This window comes from Rhodanobacter sp. Root627 (assembly GCF_001427835.1).
Classification (GTDB): Bacteria; Pseudomonadota; Gammaproteobacteria; order Xanthomonadales; family Rhodanobacteraceae; genus Rhodanobacter; species Rhodanobacter ginsenosidimutans.
Window position 1 is genome coordinate 173,165 of sequence record NZ_LMGW01000002.1, and the last position, 21,764, is coordinate 194,928.

The 21,764-nt window shown below is 67.8% G+C and carries 22 protein-coding genes; 8 read left to right on the top strand and 14 right to left on the bottom strand.

Annotated elements, in window-relative coordinates; genetic code table 11:
• Positions 1–27: 27 nt before the first annotated feature.
• From rlmH to ASD68_RS08200, 5 genes are all read right to left on the bottom strand, one after another.
• Entirely contained in the window at positions 28–498 is a 471-nt protein-coding gene (gene rlmH / locus ASD68_RS08180) for a 23S rRNA (pseudouridine(1915)-N(3))-methyltransferase RlmH (RefSeq protein WP_056607399.1), read from the bottom strand.
• 250 nt (positions 499–748) lie between these two features.
• A complete protein-coding gene (gene rsfS, locus ASD68_RS08185) occupies positions 749–1,138 on the bottom strand; it encodes a ribosome silencing factor (protein WP_082520188.1) in 390 nt (129 codons plus the stop codon).
• Between the two features lie 193 nt (positions 1,139–1,331).
• On the bottom strand, positions 1,332–1,736 hold the full coding sequence (locus tag ASD68_RS08190; RefSeq protein ID WP_235578685.1) for a pentapeptide MXKDX repeat protein: 405 nt from the start codon (positions 1,734–1,736) through the stop codon (positions 1,332–1,334).
• 7 nt (positions 1,737–1,743) lie between these two features.
• Positions 1,744–2,397: an NrsF family protein gene (locus ASD68_RS08195; protein ID WP_056083992.1), complete on the bottom strand. Its 654-nt coding sequence runs from the start codon at positions 2,395–2,397 to the stop codon at positions 1,744–1,746.
• A 5-nt stretch (positions 2,398–2,402) separates the two neighbouring features.
• A complete protein-coding gene (locus ASD68_RS08200) occupies positions 2,403–2,987 on the bottom strand; it encodes a sigma-70 family RNA polymerase sigma factor (RefSeq protein ID WP_200945358.1) in 585 nt (194 codons plus the stop codon).
• A 202-nt stretch (positions 2,988–3,189) separates the two neighbouring features.
• On the opposite strand from ASD68_RS08200, the gene ASD68_RS08205 reads away from it, so the two are divergent.
• The 6 genes from ASD68_RS08205 (at position 3,190) to ASD68_RS08230 (ending at position 10,296) form a co-directional block, all read left to right on the top strand.
• A complete protein-coding gene (locus tag ASD68_RS08205) occupies positions 3,190–4,911 on the top strand; it encodes a cytochrome c biogenesis protein DipZ (protein ID WP_056605599.1) in 1,722 nt (573 codons plus the stop codon).
• Positions 4,912–5,041: 130 nt separating this feature from the next.
• Positions 5,042–5,641, top strand: coding sequence for a peptide-methionine (R)-S-oxide reductase MsrB (msrB, locus tag ASD68_RS08210; RefSeq protein ID WP_056605601.1), 600 nt, complete (start codon positions 5,042–5,044; stop codon positions 5,639–5,641).
• 295 nt (positions 5,642–5,936) lie between these two features.
• Positions 5,937–8,105 (top strand): TonB-dependent siderophore receptor, encoded by a 2,169-nt coding sequence (locus ASD68_RS08215; RefSeq protein ID WP_056605604.1) that lies wholly within the window; start codon positions 5,937–5,939, stop codon positions 8,103–8,105.
• Positions 8,106–8,114: 9 nt separating this feature from the next.
• The gene (locus ASD68_RS08220; protein ID WP_056605607.1) at positions 8,115–8,402 is read left to right on the top strand and encodes a hypothetical protein; all 288 of its coding nucleotides are present in this window, start codon (positions 8,115–8,117) and stop codon (positions 8,400–8,402) included.
• Positions 8,403–8,445: 43 nt separating this feature from the next.
• Positions 8,446–8,709, top strand: a complete 264-nt coding sequence (locus ASD68_RS08225) for a hypothetical protein (RefSeq protein WP_056081482.1) — start codon at positions 8,446–8,448, stop codon at positions 8,707–8,709.
• 24 nt (positions 8,710–8,733) lie between these two features.
• Positions 8,734–10,296 (top strand): PepSY-associated TM helix domain-containing protein, encoded by a 1,563-nt coding sequence (locus ASD68_RS08230; RefSeq protein WP_056605610.1) that lies wholly within the window; start codon positions 8,734–8,736, stop codon positions 10,294–10,296.
• A 7-nt stretch (positions 10,297–10,303) separates the two neighbouring features.
• Here the strand turns inward: ASD68_RS08230 and nadD are convergent, their stop codons facing one another.
• From nadD to ASD68_RS08270, 8 genes are all read right to left on the bottom strand, one after another.
• Entirely contained in the window at positions 10,304–10,936 is a 633-nt protein-coding gene (gene nadD, locus ASD68_RS08235) for a nicotinate-nucleotide adenylyltransferase (protein ID WP_056605613.1), read from the bottom strand.
• A gap of 7 nt (positions 10,937–10,943) precedes the next feature.
• On the bottom strand, positions 10,944–11,954 hold the full coding sequence (gene holA, locus ASD68_RS08240) for a DNA polymerase III subunit delta (RefSeq protein ID WP_056605616.1): 1,011 nt from the start codon (positions 11,952–11,954) through the stop codon (positions 10,944–10,946).
• A complete protein-coding gene (gene lptE / locus ASD68_RS08245) occupies positions 11,954–12,499 on the bottom strand; it encodes an LPS assembly lipoprotein LptE (protein WP_056607402.1) in 546 nt (181 codons plus the stop codon). Before lptE ends, holA begins: the two co-directional genes overlap by 1 nt.
• Positions 12,500–12,503: 4 nt before the next feature.
• Positions 12,504–15,278 (bottom strand): leucine--tRNA ligase, encoded by a 2,775-nt coding sequence (gene leuS / locus ASD68_RS08250; RefSeq protein WP_156458370.1) that lies wholly within the window; start codon positions 15,276–15,278, stop codon positions 12,504–12,506.
• Positions 15,279–15,383: 105 nt separating this feature from the next.
• Positions 15,384–15,995: a PqiC family protein gene (locus tag ASD68_RS08255; RefSeq protein ID WP_056605619.1), complete on the bottom strand. Its 612-nt coding sequence runs from the start codon at positions 15,993–15,995 to the stop codon at positions 15,384–15,386.
• Positions 15,992–17,692 carry an MlaD family protein gene (locus tag ASD68_RS08260; protein WP_056605622.1) on the bottom strand — a complete coding sequence of 567 codons (1,701 nt, stop codon included), beginning with the start codon at positions 17,690–17,692 and terminating at the stop codon, positions 15,992–15,994. The genes ASD68_RS08255 and ASD68_RS08260 overlap by 4 nt, the downstream gene beginning before the upstream one ends.
• Positions 17,685–18,323, bottom strand: coding sequence for a paraquat-inducible protein A (locus tag ASD68_RS08265; RefSeq protein WP_056081515.1), 639 nt, complete (start codon positions 18,321–18,323; stop codon positions 17,685–17,687). The genes ASD68_RS08260 and ASD68_RS08265 overlap by 8 nt, the downstream gene beginning before the upstream one ends.
• Complete coding sequence (locus tag ASD68_RS08270) at positions 18,320–18,931, bottom strand: paraquat-inducible protein A (RefSeq protein ID WP_056081519.1); 612 nt, start codon at positions 18,929–18,931, stop codon at positions 18,320–18,322. Before ASD68_RS08270 ends, ASD68_RS08265 begins: the two co-directional genes overlap by 4 nt.
• Positions 18,932–19,074: 143 nt before the next feature.
• Between ASD68_RS08270 and trxA the strand changes: the two genes are divergently transcribed.
• Together trxA and ASD68_RS08280 are read left to right on the top strand one after the other, a co-directional pair.
• The gene (gene trxA, locus ASD68_RS08275; protein ID WP_056605625.1) at positions 19,075–19,938 is read left to right on the top strand and encodes a thioredoxin; all 864 of its coding nucleotides are present in this window, start codon (positions 19,075–19,077) and stop codon (positions 19,936–19,938) included.
• A gap of 191 nt (positions 19,939–20,129) precedes the next feature.
• Entirely contained in the window at positions 20,130–20,582 is a 453-nt protein-coding gene (locus ASD68_RS08280) for a DUF4442 domain-containing protein (protein WP_056605628.1), read from the top strand.
• A 156-nt stretch (positions 20,583–20,738) separates the two neighbouring features.
• Here the strand turns inward: ASD68_RS08280 and ASD68_RS08285 are convergent, their stop codons facing one another.
• The gene (locus ASD68_RS08285) at positions 20,739–21,761 is read right to left on the bottom strand and encodes a LacI family DNA-binding transcriptional regulator (protein WP_056081527.1); all 1,023 of its coding nucleotides are present in this window, start codon (positions 21,759–21,761) and stop codon (positions 20,739–20,741) included.
• Positions 21,762–21,764 lie beyond the last annotated feature (3 nt).

A 21,764-nucleotide genomic window follows, 5' to 3' on the forward strand; every position in this document is an offset into this window, starting at 1 on the left:
CCCATTCCGATTCCCCATTCCCGGCACTCAAGCTCGATGATACGGATGCCCGGCCATGATCGTGGTGGCCCGGTACAGCTGTTCGGCCAGCACCAGTCGCACCAGCATGTGCGGCAAGGTCAGCGGGCCCAGCGACCAGGTCTGGTCGGCGCGGGCCAGCACGTCGGGCGCGTGGCCATCGGGGCCGCCGATCAGGAAGGCCAGGTCGCGCCCGGCCATGCGCCATTGCGCCAGCTGCTCGGCCAGCGCTTCGCTGGACCAGGGCTTGCCGCCGCCATCGAGTGCTATCACATGGGTATCGCGCGGCAGCGCAGCGAGAATCGCGGCGCCTTCGTCCTGCATCGCCCGCGCATCGTCGCGACCCTTGCCGCGCGTGCCGGGCTTCAACTCCAGCAACTCCAGCGGCAGCTCATGAGACAGGCGCTTGCGGTATTCGGCAAAACCCTCGGCCACCCAGCCAGGCATGCGCTCACCGACAGCAATGATGCGCGCGCGCATCATTGCTGTCGAAAAGCTAAACCCGGCGCGCAGCGCCCTCGTTCGCCTCCTCTCCCCCTTGGGGAGAGGATTGAGGAGAGGGTGCCGGGCTTACCGGAAAATCCATCGAAGCTGCTCTTCGCTTCGTGGCAGGCCTGTCGCAAGAATGCCCCCTCTCCCCAGCCCTCCTCCACCCGCAAGGGGACTCCCTTCGGTCGCCGCAGGGGAGAGGGAGAAAAAACGCGCAAGGCGGAGGATCGACGTCGCGAGTTCACCCAGCCTGCGCCGCTTCGCTTTCATCCTCATCGCGATCACCCACCGTCCACAGCCGCTCCAGGCCGTAGAACTCGCGGATGCGCGGCAGCATCACGTGCACGATCACGTCGCCCAGGTCCACCAGCACCCACTCGCCTTCGCCCTCGCCTTCCACGCCCAGCGGATGCACGCCCGCTTTCTTGGCGAATTTCTGGACTTCGTCGGCAATGGATTTGACGTGGCGGGCCGATGTGCCGGAGGCGATCACCAGCAGGTCGGCGATGGAGGTTTTGCCGCGGACGTCGATCTCGCGCACGTCCTTGGCTTTCAATTCGTCCAGCGCGTCGACGACGGATTGACGCAGGGTGGCCGTGGTGACGGCCTTGTTGGTGCGGGCAGTACTCAAAAGGGAGAGCCTCGATGGCGGTATCGCTGCGCAAAATGGCGCAGCCGCAGTATACCGTCCCGGCCGCAAAGGGAAGTCAAGGCGGCCATGCCGCCGCACGGTGACCGTGCGGCGGCGTGGGGCTGGCCCGAAAACGACGCTCAAACAGGCCTGGCTGTTCGCGGCAGCGCTACACCAGCCCAGCGCGGCGCGTTCAGCCGCCCATCTTCCCGTCGGTTTTCTTCATGCCGGCTTTTTTCATGGCGCCCATCTTTCCGGCGTCGTGCTTCATGGCACCGTGGTGCATGGCATCCATCTTCATGCCGTCTTTCTGCATGCTGTTTTTCTGCATGGCGTCGTGCGACATGGCGCCCTTCATGGCGTTCGCGTGCATGGCATCGCCGTGCACCATCGCGGTGCTGGAACTGGGGGCCATCGCGTCCTGTGCGAAAGCCGAGGTAAAGGCGAGGCCACTGGCGGCGAGGATCAGGGCGGCAAACAACGTGGTTTTCATGGCGTTGACTCCTGCAGGAAAGGGATGGAGACGGGCGTCTCCATCCCTTTCTTCGCCAGCGTCGCGACCGTGGTTACGTCCTGGATCGTTGCCGCCAGCCCGCAAGCACCGCTCAGTGCCTCGACAGCAATCGCCCACCCATGGCGGCATTCGCCGCCACCACCACGACCACGGCGGCGGCGTGGGCCAGCAGGTCGGTGGCGGCGGCGCCGTAGGCGTGGCAGATCTCCAGCAGGCTGGCCGAGGCCGCCGCGCTGGCCAGGCCGATCAGCACCGCGGTGAGCACCGGCCGCAACGGGCAGGCGCGGCGCAGCAGCCAGATCAGCAGGGCCGACAGCGGGATCGAGAAGGCCAGGATGAAATACAGGCAGTCGGGCGCGGGATGGGTGCGGGTCAACTGCGCCGCTGGCTCCACCCAGGTACGCAGGCAACCCAGGCCGCTGGCGCCGATCCACAGCAGGGCCGGCGGTAGCGGCAGCCAGGCCCATATCGCCCGCCGCCCGGGCATGCCCGAGACGAACGCCGCCCACGCCGCGCAGATCGCGGTAAGCACCGCACCGGCGGTGGCCCAGCCCATGTCCGGCGACGCCTGCCAGCGCTCCATCGCGATGCCGGTGCCGTAGCGCAGCAGCAAGGCCACGGCCAGCGCAGCCACCACCAGCAGCCACCCCAGCGTACGCAGCCACGGCGGCGGCAACCGGCGCACCGGCACCAGGCCAGCGCCCAGCGCGTGGATCAGGGTTTCATGGCGGGGTGAGTCGGACATGCTGCTCAAGGTTCTCCGTTGAAATGGCGGCGCAACGATTTCAGCCCGCGATGCAGGTTCACTTTCAGCGAGCCGGCGCTTCGCCCGGTCTGCCCGGAGGCTTCGGCCAGTGTGCGTTCGCGCAAGCCCAGTTGTTCGACCGCCTCGCGCTGGCCCGGCGGCAATTCATCGATGGCCGCGCGCAGGCGTTGCGCGTCCTGCTGGCGCTCGCTGGCGGCGCTGGCATCGTCGGCGTCGGGGTGGCGATCCAGCGCGAACTCGTCGTGCAGCTCGCGGCTGTCGCGACGCCCGCGGCTGCGCAGCGCATCGATGGCGCGGCGGCTGGCGATGGCATTGAGCCAGGCGTCGTACGAGCGCGACGGATCGTAGGTATGGCGCACGCGATCCACGGTGATCAGGGTTTCCTGCACCACGTCATCGACGTGATCCCGCGCCACACCCTGCCGCCGTGCGGCCGCGCGGATCAGCGGGATCGAGTCGGCCAGCAGCTTCTCGTACGCGATCCGATCGCCGGCCTGCGCGGCCGCCATCCACGCCGCCCGCCGCTGGTCGGCGGTTTCGATGGCGCTGGTGGCGGGGCTGGCTGGCACGCGGTATCTGACGCTCGATCGACGGGGGAGCGCATCATCAGAGACCATCGGGCCCGCGGCGGTCAAGGGCTGCAACATTTTCTCCGACCAGACTTTCTCACCCTGCATTCGCTGCGCACGCGACCAGGGTTACCTCGTCACCGCATGTAACCGCACAGCGCCGCCCGACGAATAGCTGACAAACCCCTCGCGGACGACGCTCATGCTCGTACTGATCATTGCCTACCTCGGCGGCGTGCTGACCATCCTCAGCCCCTGCATCCTGCCGGTGCTGCCCTTCGTGTTTGCCCGCTCGGACCGCCCGTTCAAGCGCAACGGCCTGCCGATGCTGCTGGGCATGGCGATCACGTTTGCGGCAGTGGCCACGCTGGCGGCGCTGGGCGGCGGCTGGGTCATCCACGCCAACCAGTACGGCCGTTACGTGGCGATGCTGGTGCTGGCGTTCCTGGGCCTGGCGCTGCTGTCCACGCGGGTGGCCGAGTGGATCAGCCGGCCATTCGTGGCGCTGGGCGGACGGCTGACCCGGCAGGCGGGCGAGCGCGATTCGATCTGGGCCTCCGCCGGCCTGGGCGTCGCCACCGGCCTGCTGTGGGCGCCGTGCGCGGGGCCGATCCTGGGCCTGCTGCTGACCGGCGCGGCGTTGAACGGCGCCAGCGTGCAGACCACCCTGTTGCTGCTGACCTACGCCGCCGGCGCCGCCACCTCGCTGGGCCTGGCGTTGCTGCTGGGCGGCAAGGTGTTCGCGCTGATGAAGCGCTCGCTGGGCGCGGGTGAATGGGTGCGTCGCGGACTGGGCGCGCTGGTGCTGTGCGGCGTGGCGGCGATCGCGCTGGGCCTGGATACCGGCCTGCTGACGCGCGTATCGCTGGCCAGCACCGGCGGCATCGAGCAGAAGCTGCTGGATGCGGTGCGGCCGGCGCCGGTGAACGCCGCCACCGTGGTGAAACCCGGCGAGCCCTTGCCGGTGGAAGGCGAGCTGCCGTCGCTGGCCGGCGCCACGCAGTGGCTCAACAGCCCGCCGCTGACCGCGCAGTCGCTGCGCGGCAAGGTGGTGCTGGTGGATTTCTGGACCTACTCCTGCATCAACTGCCTGCGTTCGCTGCCCTACGTGCGCGGCTGGGCCGACAAGTACAAGGACCACGGCCTGGTGGTGATCGGCGTGCACGCGCCAGAGTTCGCGTTCGAGAAAGACCCGGCCAACGTGGCCAAGGCGGTGAAGGACCTGGGCGTGGATTACCCGGTGGCGCTGGATAACAACTACGCCATCTGGCAAGGCTTCAACAATCAATACTGGCCGGCGCATTACTTCATCGACGCCCAGGGCCGCATCCGGCACCACCATTTCGGCGAGGGCGCCTACCCGGAAAGCGAGGACGTGATCCGCCGGTTGCTGAGCGACGCTGGCTACAAGAACCTGCCCGGCGGCTATGTCAGCGCGGACCACCGCGGCGTGGAAGCGGCCGATTCGGGTGATGCCACCCGCTCGCCCGAGACCTACGTGGGCTACGCCCGCGCCCGCAACTTCGTCGGCGGTCGGGTCGCCCATGACGACGCCTGGAACTACCGCGCGCCCGACGCGCTGGGCACCAACCAGTGGTCGCTGGACGGCCGCTGGAACGTGCACGCGGAAAACGCGCAACTGCTGCAGGCCGGGGGCAGCATCGTCTACCGCTTCCGCGGCCGCGACCTGCATCTGGTGCTGGGCCCGGCCAGCGACGGCAAGCCCGTGCGCTTCCGCGTCACCCTCGACGGCAAGGCGCCCGGCGCCGACCACGGCATGGATACCGACGCCGGGGGCAACGGCGTCATCACCGGCCAGCGGCTGTACCAGCTGGTGCGCCAGGCCAACGGCAGCGGCGAGCGGGTGTTCGAGATCACCTTCCTCGACCCGGGTGTACAGGCGTTCGCGTTCACCTTCGGCTGAGGAAACGCCCACCAATCCCCCTGTAGGAGCGACTTCAGTCGCGACCGCTTTTCGCGGACCCAAGCCAAGAGCGTCGCGGCTGAAGCCGCTCCTACAGAAGTGCCGATCCACGTCCCAACGGAGGCAAGCCATGTCACGCATCGATGAAACCCTCGCGATGGATCGGCGCCGCTTTCTGCGCGCCGCACTGACCGGCGGCGCCGTGCTGGCGGTGGGCGGTGGCCTGCTGGCGCCGAGGTTGTTCGCGGCCGCCGCTACACCGGCCGGCAAGCCGGGCAAGGTGTTGCTGGAGATTTTCGCCGACGACGGCCGCGACCTCGGCGCGCGCGAGGTGCCCAGGTTGGTGCTCAGCCATGCGCAGTGGCGGCAGCGGCTGTCGCCGCAGGCGTTCGGCATCCTGCGCCAGGCGGGTACCGAGCGGGCGTTCACCGGCGCCTATTGGAACCTGTTCGCGCCCGGCCTGTACCGCTGCGCCGGGTGCGGCACCGCGCTGTACGACGCAGCCACCAAGTTCCACTCCGGCACCGGCTGGCCCAGCTTCTACCAGCCGATCGCCCGCACCAATGTCACCCGCCACAGCGACCACCAGTTCGGCATGCAACGCACGGCCATCAACTGCGTCTGCTGCGGCGGCCACTTGGGCCATGTCTTCAACGACGGCCCGCGCCCCACCGGCCTGCGCTACTGCATGAACTCGGCCGCGCTGCACTTCATTCCGCACGCCGCCTGAGCCCAGCCCAGCACGTCACGATGCGGGTGCGCTGAAACGACGCACCCCGACCGAAGCGCGCCACGCCTTGCGTGGCGTGCGTTCCCGCGTGGATCCCCCGCAAAAAGTGACGCGGGCGCAATTGCCGTCCGTCGCGCCCACTTCTACAATAAGAATCATTCTCACTTCCGATACGCCGGTTGCTCACCGTCGTATTGGCAGTGCGGAAACAACCTCGCGCGCCTGGCGCGGTCGATCCATCGACCACGCGGCGCTTGCGCGGCTGCCTCTCCCACGTCTCAGAAACAGGGCCTCCATGTCATCGTCCCCCGCTCCGACCGCCGCTGCGCGCCGCCACTCATCCCTACACCGTGCCATCCGCGCCGCCCTGCTCGGCGTGCCGCTGCTCGCCGCACTGGCGATGGTGACTCCGGCCCACGCCGATGACGCCGACGCCGCATCCACACCGCAATCCGCCACCGCGCTGTCGGGCGTGCAGGTCACGGCGCCGATCGCGCGGGAAAGCGATTCGGTCACCAAGACCGACACGCCGATCATCGAGATCCCGCAGTCGGTGTCGGTGATCACCGCCGAGCAACTGAGCCAGCGCGGCATCCAGGGCATCGAGGAAGCCGTGTGGTACACCGCCGGCGCGCAGGGCGGCGGCTACGGTGCCGACGCACGCAGCGACTGGATGCTGGTGCGCGGCTTCACTCCCGCCCGCTATCTCGATGGCCTGGCGCTGCCCGAAGGCTCGGGCACCAGCATCACCCGTATCGAGCCGTACGGGCTGGAGCGGCTGGAGGTGATCAAGGGCCCGTCGTCGGTGGTCTATGGCGCGATGCCGCCCGGCGGCATGGTCAACATGGTCAGCAAGCGCCCCACCGCGCAGCCGCTGCACGAGGTAGGCGTGGAGGTGGGCAGTTTCGACCTGCGCCAGGGCACGTTCGATTTCGCCGGCCCGCTGAACGATGCGGGCACGCTGCTGTATCGCCTCACCGGCCTGGCCCGCAACAGCGACACCATGACCGACTACATCAAGGACGACCGCTACTACCTCGCCCCCGCGCTGACCTGGAAGCCGGACGACAACACCTCGCTGACCGTGCTGTCGCGCTACCAGAAGGCCGAGACCGCCTCCGGCGCCGGCTTCCTGCCCGCGGAAGGCACCTTGCTGCCCAGCCCGCACGGCAAGATCCCGCGCGACCGCTTCACCGGCGAGCCGGGCCAGAACGACTACGACAAGACGCTGGCCTCGATCGGCTACGAATTCCACCACGATTTCGCCAACGGCCTGGCGTTCAACCAGAACCTGCGCTACGGCACCGCCGACGTGGACAACAACGGCGCCAACGTGGGTGCGTTCGGCCTGCTCGGCGACGGCCGCACCCTGCTGCGCTACCTGTTCCCGAACGAGAACCACACCAAGACCTTCGGCGTCGACAACAACCTGCAATACGTGTTCGACAACGGCCGCGTGCAGCACACGCTGCTGGCCGGCGTGGACTACCGCCGCGCCAATGACGACTACGCCTCCGCGTTCGACTTCGGCGTTGGCGGGCTGGACGTGTTCGACCCGGTCTACGGCAGCCCGGTCACCGTGCCTGCGTACACCGTCCACACCGTGCAGGTGCAGTCGCAATTGGGCGTCTACCTGCAGGACCAGATCAAGGTCGGCCGCTGGAGCATCACCGCGGGCGGGCGCCAGGATCATGTCCGCACCGACACCGACAACCAGCTGGCCGGCACCAGCGCCGGTCAGACCGACCGCGCGTTCTCCGGCCGCGTGGGCGTCAACTACCTGTTCGACAACGGACTGGCACCGTACGTGTCGTGGTCGCATTCGTTCCAGCCCACGGTAGGCACGAACTTCGGCGGCAACGCGTTCAAACCCACCACCGGCGACCAGTACGAAGCCGGCCTGAAATACCAGCCCGCCGGCGGCAACGGCCTGGTCACCCTGGCGGCCTACCAGATCACCCAGCAGAACTCGCTGACGGTCGACCCGAACCACGCACTGTTCCAGGTGCAGCAGGGCGAAACGCGGTTGCGCGGCGTGGAGCTGGAAGGCCGCTGGAATCTCGGCACGCACCTGGCCATCTACGGCGGCTACACCTGGAGCGATTCGGAAGTCACCCGCACCAACGACCTGCCCTCGCTGGGCAAGCAGATCGCGCTGCTGCCCGAACAGCAGGCCTCGCTGGGGCTCGATTACACCGTAGTCGCCGGGCCGCTGGCCGGGCTGGGCTTCGGCGGCGGCGTGCGTTACATCGGCAGCCATTACGGCGACATCTACAACGAGTGGAAAACGCCCTCGTACACCTTGTTCGACGCCGCCGTGCATTACGACGTGGGCGACTGGCGGCTGCAGTTGAACGCCAGCAACCTGTTCGACAAGGAGTACGTCTCCGCCTGCAACAGCGCCGCGTGGTGCTACTACGGCTACGAGCGCAGCGTGACCGCCAGCGCGCGCTACCGCTGGTAAGGTGGCGCGATGATCAGCCTGCTCGGCTTCGTGCTCGCGGTGTGCGCCGCCATCGCCTGGTACGCCGGCTCGCCGCATTGCATGTGGTCCGCGCTGCGTGGCTACCCGCGGGTGGCACGCAGCGCCGGCAGCGTCTTGATGCTGCTGTCGCTGGCGTGCTGGATCGGTGCGGCGGGCATCGCGGTCGGGCTGTGTGCCACGCTGGCCAGCGGCATGCTGGGCTTGATGGCGCAGCCGTGGCTGGCGATGTTCTTCGGCACGCCGTCCGCGGATGTCACCGCAGTGGAGAAAGAGTGATGTGCAACGGGGATAATCCCCACGCCGGCGAGGTATCGCACTGATGTGGGCGCGCGCCAGCGCCGGTGTGCTGCCGGGTTTCTTTCTCGCCGCCGCGCTGGTCGGGCTGGGTTGCTGGCTGCTGCCTGGTGCATGGCAGTCGACTATCGTGGTGGGTCTGCTGGCGTTTTTCCCGGTGTGGATCGGCGTGATCTGCGCGGCGTTCCGTTTCCCCAGTGGCGCTCGCGCGTGGCGCTGGCTGAGTGCGCTGGCGCTGCTCGGGCTGGGCCTGCTGTGGTTGTTGCAGCTGTCCGGCTGGGTCCGCTGAGGTTGTCACCATGAAGTTGCCCACATGAAATTGAAGCCCGCCACCTTGCGCACCTTCACCAGCCTGCATTCGTGGATGGGGCTGGTGGCCGGGTTCGCGCTGTTCGTGGCGTTCTATGCCGGCGCGATCACGGTGTTCCAGCCGGATGTGCAGCGCTGGGCGAACCCGCATGCCACGCCGTCGACCGCCACGCTGGCCGATGCGCAACAGCTGCTCGATGAGGTGCTGGCGCAGCACCCCGAAGCGCGCGATCACGTGGGCATGACCTTTCCCGGCTACGAGCTGGCGCAGCCGATGGCCTACTGGCAGGACGGCGACGGCACCTGGCTGTTTGCCTCGCCGGGCAACACCACCGGCAGCACCGTCGAACCCGGCGTCGCACCGCTGCCCGAACTGATCAACGAGCTGCATTACGCGCTGGGCATTCCGCAGGTGGGCACCTGGTTGATGGGCGTGGTCAGCCTGCTGTACGGCGTGGCGCTGGTGTCCGGTTTCGTGATCCACCTGCCGCGGCTGGCGAAAGATCTGTTCGCGCTGCGCCCCGGGCGCAATCTCAAGCGCTTCTGGCAGGACACGCACAACGTCATCGGCGTGCTGAGCCTGCCGTTCCACGTGATGTTTGCCATCACCGGCGCGGTGCTGTGCCTGCTGCTGGTGGCGATGCTGGCGCTGAATCCGCTGATCTACGAGGGCAAACTGATGGCGGCCTCGGCAGCGGCGATGAATACCGCACCGACCGTCGCCAAGGCTGGCGTCGCGGCACCACTGGCGCCACTGGCCGCGTGGCATGCGCGCTCGATCGCGGTGGCCCGCGAGCATGGCGAGGCTGCGTTCCAGCCGGGTTATCTCAAGCTGGCCCATGCCGGTGACGCGCACGCCGTGGTCGAGATCACCGGCAGTTCACCGCAAGCGCTGGGCGGTGGCTCGGTGGCGCTGGATGCGGTCAGCGGCGCGGTGCTGGCGACGCAGCTGCCGGGTTCACGCGACGCCAATCACGCCACCCTGGCCGCCGCGTATGCGCTGCATTTCGCCGATTACGGCGGCGCCGCCGTGCGCTGGCTGTACTTCCTGCTGGGGCTGGGCGGGGCCTTCCTGTTCTATTCCGGCAACCTGCTGTGGATCGAATCGCGCCGCAAGCGACGGCAGGCGGAACAGGGCCGTGCACAACTGGGCATGGCGCGCGCCACGGTGGGCATCTGCATCGGTGTTTGCGTGGCGATTTCCGCCGCGTTCGTGGCGGCGCAGATCCTGCCCATGCTGGGTTGGGACGTGGCTGCCGGTCAGCGCTGGGTCTGCTTCGCGAGCTGGGCCTTGTGCGCGCTGTGGGCCGCACGACGGGCGCCAGTGAAGGCGGCGCGCGAGCTGCTGTGGCTGGCGGCGCTCGTTACCGCACTCGTGCCAGTGGTCCACGGCATCGCCACCGGCTGGTGGCTGTGGCGCAGCGCGGCGGCGGGGCATGGCGCGTTGTTCGCCATCGATGCGGGCGCGCTGGCGATGGCGTTCGCCTTTGCCTCGCTGGCCCGTGCCGTGGCGCGGCGGGCGCGTCGCGATCAACCGAACAGCGTGTGGGCCAGCACGGCGGCCTGAGCCGTCGCTACTGCCGATACGGCGCCAGCAGCGCGGGATCGTCGAACACACCGCACGGCAGCAGATAGCGTGGGTCCCGCCCCGCCGCCAGCAACTCGCGGATGCGGGTGGCCGAGATTTCCAGCGGCGTCACCGCCAGCTCGATGACCCTGCCCGCCGGCTGATCGCGCAACGCATCCGCCGTGGTGACGCGACGACCGGTCACCGCCTCTTCCAGCTCGGGCGGCAGGATCGATGAAACGCCGGGCCGGCTGAGCACGCCGATGTGCGCAACCTCGAACAACTCGCGCCAGCGATCCCAGCTGGCGAGGTTGGAGAACGCATCGGCGCCGATCAGCAGCACCAGCGGTCGCGCGCCCTGCTCGGCGCGCAGGCCGGTCAAGGTGTCGACGGTAAACGAGGGACCTGCGCGATCCAGCTCGCGTGTATCCAGACTCAATCGCGACTGACCCTGCAGCGCGGCACGCAGGATCGCCACGCGCTGCGCGGCGCTGGCGATCGGCGGCTGGCGGTGCGGCGGAATGCTGGCGGGCAGCAGCCGCACCTCGGCATCCAGCAGTTCGGCCGCCTCCCAAGCCACGCTGAGGTGGCCCAGATGCACGGGGTCGAAGGTGCCGCCGAAGAGCGCGAGGGGCTTCACGCCGAGGTTACGCCAGCGCCCGCGCGGCGTGCGGTTCGGCGATGGCGGCGATGAGGCGTTCGGCTTCCTGCCACGGGTTGCCGGCTTCGCGGCCTTTCACCATGCGGTCGATGCGCGAGGCACGGGCCAGGCATTGCAGCCAATGATCGCGCGGGGCGCGGCGCAGGGCCTGGCGGAACAGTTGCTCGCGCGCCTGCCACAAGCGTTCGGCCTTGGCCTGCGCCGCGAAGTTCTGCGCGTTGGCCAGCCGCAACGCCAACTGCAATTGATTCACCAGCCAGCCCATCAGCGCCAGCAACTCGTCGCCTTCCGAACGCAGGCCGGCGAGAATGCGCAGCGCGCGGGCGCCATCGCCCAGGAAGGCTGCGTCGGTGAGCTTGAACACGTCGTAGCGGGCGCTGTCGGCCACCAGCGTTTCCATCTCGGCGGCGTCGATGCGGCCCTCGCCGTGCAGTACGGCCAGCTTGTCGATCTCCTGCGCGGCGGCCAGCAGGTTGCCTTCGACGCGCTCGGCCAGCAGCGCGATGGCGTCAGGCGTGGCAGACAAGCCGCGCGAGGCCAGCCGCGCACCGATCCAGCTGCTCCACTCGCCGGGCCGCGGCGCATTGAACACCACCATGGTGCCGCTGGTGTCCAGCTTGCGGCTCCAGGCACCATCGTGCTTGCTGCTCCACTCCATCGCGGTAACCAGCAGGGTCACGTCCGGCGGTGGATCGGCACAGAACGCGGTGATTGCCTTGGCGCCCTCGACACCCGGCCGGCCGGTGGGCAGGCGCAGGTCGATCAGGCGTCGGCTGGCGAACAGCGACATGCTGGCGCCGGCACGGGCCAGGTCGTTCCAGTCGAAATGCTGGCCCACGTCGAACACCTCGCGTTCGCCGTAGCCCAGTTCACGGGCACGTGCACGCAAGGCGTCGGCCGCTTCCAGCACCAGCAACTGCTCGCCGGCCAGCATGTACACCGCGTCCAGGCGATCGGCCGCCAGCGCCTTCTGCCATTGGCCGGGACTCAGCGGCATCAGTGCGTGCTGGCAGCCGGTGCCGGCGCGGCCAGCTGGTGTTTGCTGGCGGCCTGCAGCCGGAACAGGATCGCCTGCACCATGTCATCGTTGAGGCTGCGCTGGATTTCCTGCACCTGCGATGCATCGCCGATGGTGTTGCTTGCGTCGTAGCTGTACTCGCGCGACATGGTGATCGTCTGCGTCGGCACCAGCGCATTGCCGGCGCCGTCGACCACGTCGAACCTCACCTCGTAACGGATCGCGTACTCGGTGATGCGCACGTAGCCGCCGGCCGATACCTGGTCGGTGCTGAACGCCGCTACCGGCACCCGCAGCTCGGCGATGCCGGGCCCGCTGGCGTCCTCGATGGTGACGCCGGAATGTTGCAGCGCACGGGTGAGGTTGCGCTGGAAATCGCCGCCGCGCATGTCCAGGTGCACGTGCTGCATCGACGCCGGCAGCGCAGCTGTTTCGCGTAAATGGAAGCCGCAGGCGGTCACCGCCATCGCCGCCAGCAACATCAGCAAAGGACGAAATAGACGGCCGGACTGGGTGAGGTTCATGGGTTCATCCTGCAACGATGTTGACGATCTTGCCGGGCACCACGATGACCTTGCGCACGGTCATCTCCTGCAGAAAGTTGACCACCTGCGGCTGTGCGCGTGCCAGCGCCTCGGCCTCTTCCTTCGAGGCGCCCGCGGGCAGCTCGATGGTGGCGCGCAGCTTGCCGTTGATCTGCACCGCCAGGGTCACGCTGTCGCGCACCAGCGCGCTGGTATCCACCTGCGGCCAGGTCGCGTCTTCCAACACGGTTTCGGCATGACCCAGCAGTTGCCACAGCGCATGGCTGACGTGCGGCACCACCGGGTTCAACAGCAGCACCATCGCCTCCAGCGCCTCGTGGCGCACGGCGCGGCCTTGCTCACTGTCGTCGTTGAACTTGTTCAGCGCGTTCAGCAGTTCCATCAACGCCGCGATCGCGGTGTTGAACGCGTGGCGGCGACCGAAATCGTCGCTGACTTTCTGGATGGTTTCGTGAAGCTGGCGGCGCAGGGCTTTCTGGCCGGCATCCAGCGCGGCGGGATCGACCACCGCGTGATCAGGCCCCGCGACGTGCGTGCTCACTTCACGCCATAGCCGCTTCAGGAACCGGGCCATGCCTTCCACGCCGGCTTCGCTCCATTCCAGCGACTGCTCCGGCGGCGCGGCGAACATCGAGAACAGGCGCACGGTGTCGGCGCCGTATTTCTCCACCATGGTCTGCGGGTCGATGCCGTTGTTCTTCGATTTGGACATCTTTTCGATGCCGCCGATCTGCACCGGCTGGCCGTCCGCAACCAGCACCGCGCCGGTGACGCGACCGCGCTCGTCGCGCTGCACTTCGACCGCGGACGGGTTGATCCAGTCCTTCGAGCCGTCGGCGTTGTCGCGATAGAACGTCTCGGCGATCACCATGCCCTGGCACAGCAGGTTTTGCGCTGGCTCGTCCGAATGCACCAGGCCCGCGTCGCGCAAAAGCTTGTGATAGAAGCGGAAGTACAGCAGGTGCAGGATGGCGTGCTCGATGCCGCCGATGTATTGGTCTACCGGCAGCCAGTAGTTGGCGCGCGCATCGACCTGGCCCTGGGCGCCGGGGCTGGTGTAGCGGGCGTAGTACCAGCTCGATTCCATGAAGGTGTCGAAGGTGTCGGTTTCGCGCTCGGCCGCCCCGCCGCATTGCGGGCAGGAGCACTTGCGCCACTCGGGGTCGGCCTTGATCGGCGAGCCCGTGCCCATCAGCACCACGTCCTCGGGCAACACCACCGGCAACTGGTCTTCCGGCACCGGCACCGCGCCGCAGGCGGCGCAGTAGATCACCGGGATCGGGCAGCCCCAGTAGCGCTGGCGGCTGACGCCCCAGTCACGCAGGCGCCAGTTGACCCGGCGCGAACCGCGGCCGTCGGCTTCCAGACGCGTGGCCAGTGCGGCCAGCGCCTGGTCGAAATCCATGCCGTCGTATTCGCCGGAATTGACCAGCACGCCGCGCTCGGTGAACGCGCACTGGGTCAGGATGCGCTGCTCGAAATCCTCGACCACCTGTACCGCGGATCGGGTGTCGTAGGCATCGGTGTCGCCGCCGCCGAGTGCCGCCCGCATCGGGTCGGCACCGACGCCGCGCGACAGGTCATGGCCGATTTCGCGCACCGCGTCGAGCACGCTGCGGTCGACCACCACCATCTTGATCGGCAGCAGATAGCGCTGGGCGAATTCCCAGTCGCGCTGGTCGTGGGCGGGCACCGCCATCACCGCGCCGGTGCCGTAGCCCATCAGCACGAAGTTGGCCACCCATACCGGCACCGGTTCGCCGGTGACCGGGTGGATCGCGCGCAGGCCGGTGTCCATGCCGCGCTTGTCCTGGGTCTCCAGCTCGGCCTCGGAGACACCGCCGTGTTTCAGCTCGGCGATGAAGCTCGCCAGTTTCTCGTTGTCCTGCGCCGCCTTCAGCGCCAGCGGATGCTCGGCGGCGATCGACAGGAAGGTCACGCCCATCAGCGTGTCGGGACGGGTGGTGAACACGCTCAGCGGCTCGGCTTCGCCCTCGACCGCGAAGTGGATTTCCAGCCCTTCGCTGCGGCCGATCCAGTTGCGCTGCATGGTTTTCACCGCGTCGGGCCAGCCCGGCAGCGTGTCCAGGCCGTCCAGCAGGTCCTGCGCGTAATCGGTGATCTTCAGGAACCACTGCGGGATCTCGCGCTTTTCCACCACCGCGCCGGAGCGCCAGCCGCGGCCGTCGATCACCTGCTCGTTGGCAAGCACGGTCTGGTCGACCGGGTCCCAGTTCACCACCGCGTTCTTGCGGTAGGCCAGGCCCTTTTTCAGCAGCCGGGTGAACATCAACTGTTCCCAGCGGTAGTAATCCGGGTGGCAGGTGGCGAATTCGCGGGTCCAGTCGATCGCGTAGCCCAGCGACTTCAGCTGGCTGCGCATGTGGTCGATGTTGGCGTAGGTCCACTTGGCCGGCGCGGTGTGGTTCTTGATGGCGGCGTTTTCGGCGGGCAGGCCGAACGCGTCCCAGCCCATCGGCTGCAGCACGTTTTTGCCCTGCATGCGCTGGTAGCGGCTGATGACGTCGCTGATGGTGTAGTTGCGCACGTGGCCCATGTGCAGCGCGCCGGAGGGGTACGGCAGCATCGACAGGCAATAGAACTTCGGCCGGCTGTCGTCTTCGCTGACTTCGTACGCGTGCTGGGCATTCCAGTACTGCTGCGCCGCCGCCTCCACGGCCTGCGGGCGATATCCCTGCCCGGTGGCGTCCTGGGTGGCGTCCTGGCGGGGGGAGTTCGGGTCTTGAATGTCCTGCATGATTCCGGTGCCGTTGTGCAATGAGCCCAGCCTGGCGAAAGCCGGCTGCAGCGAACGGATCAGACTAGCCCAGCGCAGCCCCTGCGCCAAGCCTGCGGCGCACCGTCACGCCGCCGGGCAGGCCGCTTTCTGCCCGTCCGCCAGCGCACGCGCGGCGGTGGCGATCTGCGCTGCGATCTGCGCGATCGCCCGTTGATGGCCCTGCACCAGCGCGGGATAGCCCGCCCCGACGACCTCGCGAACGCGGGTGGTGCAGGCCAGCGCGGCGGGCGAATCGCCGGCGGCCGCACGCACGCTCCAGGCCGCGTCGATCAGCGCGTAGGCGCCGGGCGCGGAATCGAAGCGGCGTACGTCCAGCTTGATCCGCAGCCGCGGCTTTTCGCCGGCCGCCATGCCGCTGAGGTCGGCGCCATGCAGTTGCCGCACCAGGTCCGCCGACAATGCGCCGCGCACCTCGTCGGCCAGCGGCGCGATCCAGCGCTCGCTGCCCAACAGCGCCACACCCTGGCCGCCTTCGCGCACCACCAGCTGCGGTTGATCCACCTGCGCTGGCACGTTCACCGGCATCAGTTCGAACGACAGCGGTGAGGCGGCGGCCACCGGTTCCGATCCACCGGCCGGTGCCACCAAGGTGTAGTAATGCAGCGGCGCGGAGGCGCACCCGGCCAGCAGCAGACCCAGGGTCAGCCCATGCAGGCGTGTTCGGATACGGATCATGGCTGGCTCCCCTGGCCGGGTTGGACGGTGGGTTCGGGCGCGGCACTGGCGGGCGTGCTGGCGGGCTTGTCGTCGGCGCGGCCGCGGATCAGGGCCTCGGGATGACCACCGAGGTAATCGGTGAGCACGCGCAGTGAACGCGCCATGCGCTGTACCTGCTGCAAGGTCGAGTTGAGGTTCTGCTGCAACGGCGAGTCGCCGGACAGCGCATCGTCGGCCGTGCCCATGGTCTTCTTAACACCCTCGAGCGTGTCGCGGAACGCCGGCAGGGTCTGCGCGTTGACCTGCTTGAGCGTGCTATTGAGGCTGGCCAGGGTCTGGTCCAGATGCTTGCCAATGCTCTCGAACGGGATCTTGTCGAGCTTGGCGACGATGCCCGCCAGTTGCTCCTGCAGCTTGTCGAAACTGCCCGGCGCGGTGGGGATGGTCAGCGGCGTGGCATTGGCGTCGAAGGCCACCTTCGGCGTATGCGGCACGAAGTCGAGCGCCACGTACAACTGGCCGGTCAGCAGGTTGCCGGTGCGTGCCTGCGCGCGCAGGCCATGGGCGATCAGCGGCGCCATCAACTGCGCCAGGTCGGCCTTTTCACCGCGTGCCTTGGCCAACGCCTCCAGCTTGTCGTAGGCGCTGCCCAGACGCTGGGGATAGACCACCGCGCCCACCACCACCGGGAAACGACCCTTCTTCTCGTCGTAGTCCAGCCGCACCGACACCACCTTGCCGATGTTGATGCCCAGGAACTCCACCGGTGCATCCACCGCCAGCCCACGCACCGATTGCTCGAAGCGCATGCGCAAGTAGCGCGGCTCGCCATCGGGTGGCGCCATCGCCAGGGCGCGCTCGCTGAACAGCCTGTATTCCGTGTCTTCCGCCGCCGGCGTGCTGTCATGCGGCCCCGGCGGGTCCTGGAAGGCCACGCCACCGGCCAGCACCGTGGCCAGCGACTGGGTGTTGAGTTTCAGGCCGTTGGCGCCGATCGACACGTCCACACCGCTGGCATTCCAGAAGCGGGAATCGGTGGTGACGAAGCGGTCGTTGGGGCCGTCCACGAAGATGTTCAGCGAGACGCCCTTGCCATCCTTGTCCAGCTGGTACGACGCCACGCGGCCCACCTGGATGCGCCGGTAGTAGACCGGCGAGCCGATGTCCAGCGAACCGAGATCGTCGCTGTGCAGGACGAAGCTGCGGCCCGGTGCGCCGTGGTTGACGGCCGGCGGGCTCTCCAGGCCCTTGAAGGTGTACCGCGACTCCTTCGAATCGCCCACGTCCGCGCCGATGAACGCGCCTGACAGCAGCGTGTCGATGCCGGACACGCCGCCCAGGCCAATGCGCGGGCGCACCACCCAGAAGCGGGTATCGCGGGTGGCGAAACCTTCGGCGCTCTTCTCCAGCGCCACCCGCACCAGCACATGGCTGCGGTCTTCGCTGAGCCGGATCTTGCTGACCCGGCCGATCACCACGTTCTTGTATTTCACCGGCGTCTTGCCGGCATCCAGGCCTTCGGCGCTCTGGAAGCTGATGGTGACTTCGGGGCCGGCCTGCAGCCAGCTGTTGACCACCAGCGACAACGCGATCACGGCCGCCAGCACCGGGATCAGCCAGATCAGCGAAACGCTGACGCGCCGACGCTTCACCACCGGCCGCGGCAGGTTCTCGCGCTCGGGCAGGTCCTGATCAGTGCGGTTTTCGTCAGTCATCGGTGTCCTTGCCGTCCCAGATCAATCGTGGATCGAAGCTCATCGAAGCCAGCATGGTCAAGACCACGGTCAGGCCGAAATAAATCACCCCGGGCAACGGTTCCACCCGGCTCAATACGCTGAAGCGCACCAGCGCGGTCAGCAGTGAAACCACGAACACATCCAGCATCGACCAGTAGCCCACCAGCTCCACCAGCCGGTACAGGCCGGCGCGCTGCTGCCGCGCCCAGTTGCTGCCGCGCCGGCTGCTGACCAGCAGCGTGCCCAGGGCCAGGAACTTCAGCATGGGCACCACGATGCTGGCGGTGAACACGATGATCGCCAGGTTCGGCGATCCATTCTTCCACAACTCCACCACGCCGCTGATGATGGTGTTGTCGTCGATGTCGTTGAGGCTGGCGGTGCGCATGATCGGCACCACGTTGGCGGGGATGTACATGATGAAGGCGGCAATCAGCAGCGCCCACGTACGCGAATAGCTGGCCGGCTTGCGCCGATGCAGCGCCACGCCGCAGCGCGGGCATGCCACGACCTCGGCCGCACCGGCAGCGGCATGCGCATCGCGGCACACCAGCCCGCACACATGGCAGCCGATCAGGCCCAGCTCGGCCGCGCGCGGCAACGCGTTCATGCAGCGACCTCGGGTGTACGCCACAACTGTCGCAGATCGATGCCGGCGAACACGGTGATCAGCACGGTCAACACCGCGTAGGCATAGATACCCGGCTCCGGTGTCACGTCGAAATACGTGTGCGCCTTGACGATCGCCACCAGCGCGCCCAGCACGAACACCTCGCTCATCGTCCACGGGTTCAGGTAATGCAACCCCACCATCATCGGCACGAAGCCCGGCGCGCGACGGCCTTGCCGGGCAAACCACAGCAGCCAGCCCAGCTGCAGCATCTTCAGCAACGGCAGGAAAAACAGCGTGGCCGCCACCAGCACCGAGACGATGCCCGCGTCCTCGCGCCACATCGCGATGATCACGCCCCACAACGTGGAGCTGCTGTGCTGGCCGCTGAGCCCCAGCATCACGATCGGCCACATGTTGGCCTGCACGAACACGATCAGCGCGGTGACGATCAGCGCCAGCATCGCGTTCGTGCTCAACCGGTAATGGCGCTGCAACACCTTGCCGCAACGCGCGCAACGCGCCACCTCGCCGCGCGAAAGCGCCAGCCGCTGGTGCACCGTGTCGCAATGTTCGCAGACGATCAACGCTTCGGACGTCGTGCCCATGCACTCCAACCCCTGCCGGCCGCGGATGCGGCGACCGCGCAATTCTCGCAAATCCGCCGTGAACGCGCTCAGATGCGGTCGCGCGGTTGATATGCTGGGCGGCGCCCTGATCTGAATCGGCATCCGCCAAGCTGGAGTTACCCGTGACTGACGCCCCCACATTGCCTGTTGTTTTCGACGTCGATACGCAGACCTTCGAAGCCGATGTATTGCAGGCCTCGCTGACCACACCCGTGCTGGTGGATTTCTGGGCGCCCTGGTGCGAGCCGTGCAAGACGCTGGGGCCGATGCTGGAAAAGCTCGCCGCCGAGTACAACGGCGCCTTCCGGCTGGGCAAGGTCGACGTGGACCAGCAGCAGGAACTGGCCGGCATGTTCGGCATCAAGAGCATCCCCACCGTGGTGATGGTGAAGGACGGCCAGGTGCTGGACGGCTTCGCCGGCGCACTGCCGGAAGGCCAGCTGCGCGAGTTCCTGTCGCGCCACGTGCAGCCGCTGGAAGCCACCGATGACGGGCTGGACGACGCCACCCCGGAAACCCCCGAGCAGGCGCTGGGGCGCATCCAGCAGGCGATCGCCGCCGAGCCGGACAAGGCCGAGCTGAAACTCGACCTGGCCCTGGCCCTGCTGCGCGTCGGCCAGAGCGCCGCCGCCGAAGCGGAACTGGCCGCTCTGCCCGTCAACCTGGCCACCGACGCCCGCGCCGTACGCCTGCGCAGCGAGCTGGATCTGGCCCATGCGCTGAAAGGCGCGCCCGAGCTGACTACGCTGCAGCAACGCGTGGAAGCCGACGGCAACGACTGGGAAGCACGCGACCAGTTGGGCGTGCGCCTGTTGCTCGAAGGCGACGTCGAAGCCGGCCTCGACCAGTTTCTGGTCATCCTGCAGAAGGCACGGGACTGGAACGACGGCCAGGCCAAGAAGCGTCTGCTTGCCGCGTTTACCACGCTGGATGATGCGGACGTGGTGGGCCGCTACCGGCGCAAGATGGCGTCGCTGTTGTTTTGATGGTTTGAGGAGCAGCACGAGCGTCGCTCCTCACCGATCACCCTGAGCGTAGCCGCGCAGCGGTGAAGTCGAAGGGCATGGCCGAGGAAGACTTCGACTTCGCCGCTGCGCGGCTACGCTCAGTCCGAACGGTTGGAGGGAATGCTTCCCGCCCCATTCTCGCGTCCATCTCTCCCAATCACCGAGCCCTCATGCGCGCCTCCACCTTCCGTCGCCTGTTCAACCTCTGGCCGCCGTTCCTGTGCAACAGCATGCGGCTGCAAATGCTCAGCGACGACTGGCGCGAGGCGCGCGTGGTATTGCGCCTGCGCCCGTGGAATCGCAACTATGTGAAAAGCCAGTTCGGCGGCAACCTGTTCGCGATGACCGACCCGTTCTGGATGCTGCTGGTGATGCACCAGTTGGGCAGCGACTACTACGTATGGGACAAGGCCGCCGCGATCGACTTCGTGGCACCCGGGCGCGAGGACGTCTACGCGCATTTCAAGCTGGAACCGGCCGTGGTGGATGAATTGCGCGCCGCGGCGGCGAACGGCGAAAAGGTGCTGCGCTGGTTCGAAACCGAGGTGGTCACCGCCAGTGGCAAGGTGATCGCCCGCGTGCGCAAGCAGATCTACGTGCGGCTGAAGCCGAAGGCGCGCTGAGCGGGCGGCAGGCCCTGCAGGAGCGGCTCCAGCCGCGACCGCTTTTCACTGCGCAGGACGGAAACAAGAGCATCGCGGCTAAAGCCGCTCCTACAACCGATCTTCGGGATTCCTGGCGATCCTTCCGTCATCCGACGGAAAACACACAAACAGCCATCATCCCCCGCTCGAACGCCGCACCATCAGCTTCACCGGCAGCACCGCGCTTTCCACCGGCTCGCCACGGATCTGGCTCAGCAGGCTGTCCACCAGCACTTCGCCGGCACGCTTGGTGTCCTGCAGCACCGTGGTCAGCGGCGGGCTGACGAAGCTGGCGGTGGCAATGTCGTCGAAGCCGGCCAGTGCGACATCCTGGGGCACCTGCAGGCCGTGGTCGCCCAGCGCATGCAGGGCGCCGATGGCGATCAGATCGCTGGCGGCGAACACCGCGTCATACGGCGTGGCGCGGCTGATCAGCGTGCGCATCGCCTCGTAGCCCGATTGCTCGGTGCTTTCGGCGTTGACCTGCAGCGAGGCCTCGACCGGCAAACCCGCCCGTTGCAAGGCATCGACGTAACCGCGGTAGCGCTCGAAGAACTCCGGGTAGTGGCTGGTCGCGTCGCCCAGGAAGGCGATGCGGCGACGGCCGCGTTCCAGCAGGTGCTCGGCCACCGCCTGGCCGCCGCGAAAGTTGTCGCACCCGATGGAAACGCCGGGCTGGTTGGGCAACACCGCGCCCCAGCGCACGAAATGCGTGCCCTGCGCCACCAGCTTTTCCAGCTTGTCGCGATAGGCCAGGTAATCGCCGTAACCCAGCAGGATGATGCCATCGGCTTTCTTGCTGTCGGCGAAATCGGCATGCCAGTCGCGCGAGAACTGCTGGAACGAAATCAGCAGGTCGTAGCCCTGCCGCGCGCAGGCGCGGGTGATCGAGCCCAGCATCGACAGGAAGAACGGATTGATATGCGACTCATCCGCCGTGGGGTCCTCGAAGAACAGCAACGCCAGCGTGCCCGAGTACATGCGGCGCAGGCTGGAGGCGTTCTTGTCCACCGTGTAGTTGAGCTGGTCGGCCGCGGCCTGGATGCGCCGGCGGGTTTCCGCGCTGACCAGGGTGCTGCCACTGAGCGCCCGCGACACCGTGGCCTGGGAAACCCCGGCCAGGTGGGCGATGTCGAGCGATGTGGCTTTTCTTTTCATCCG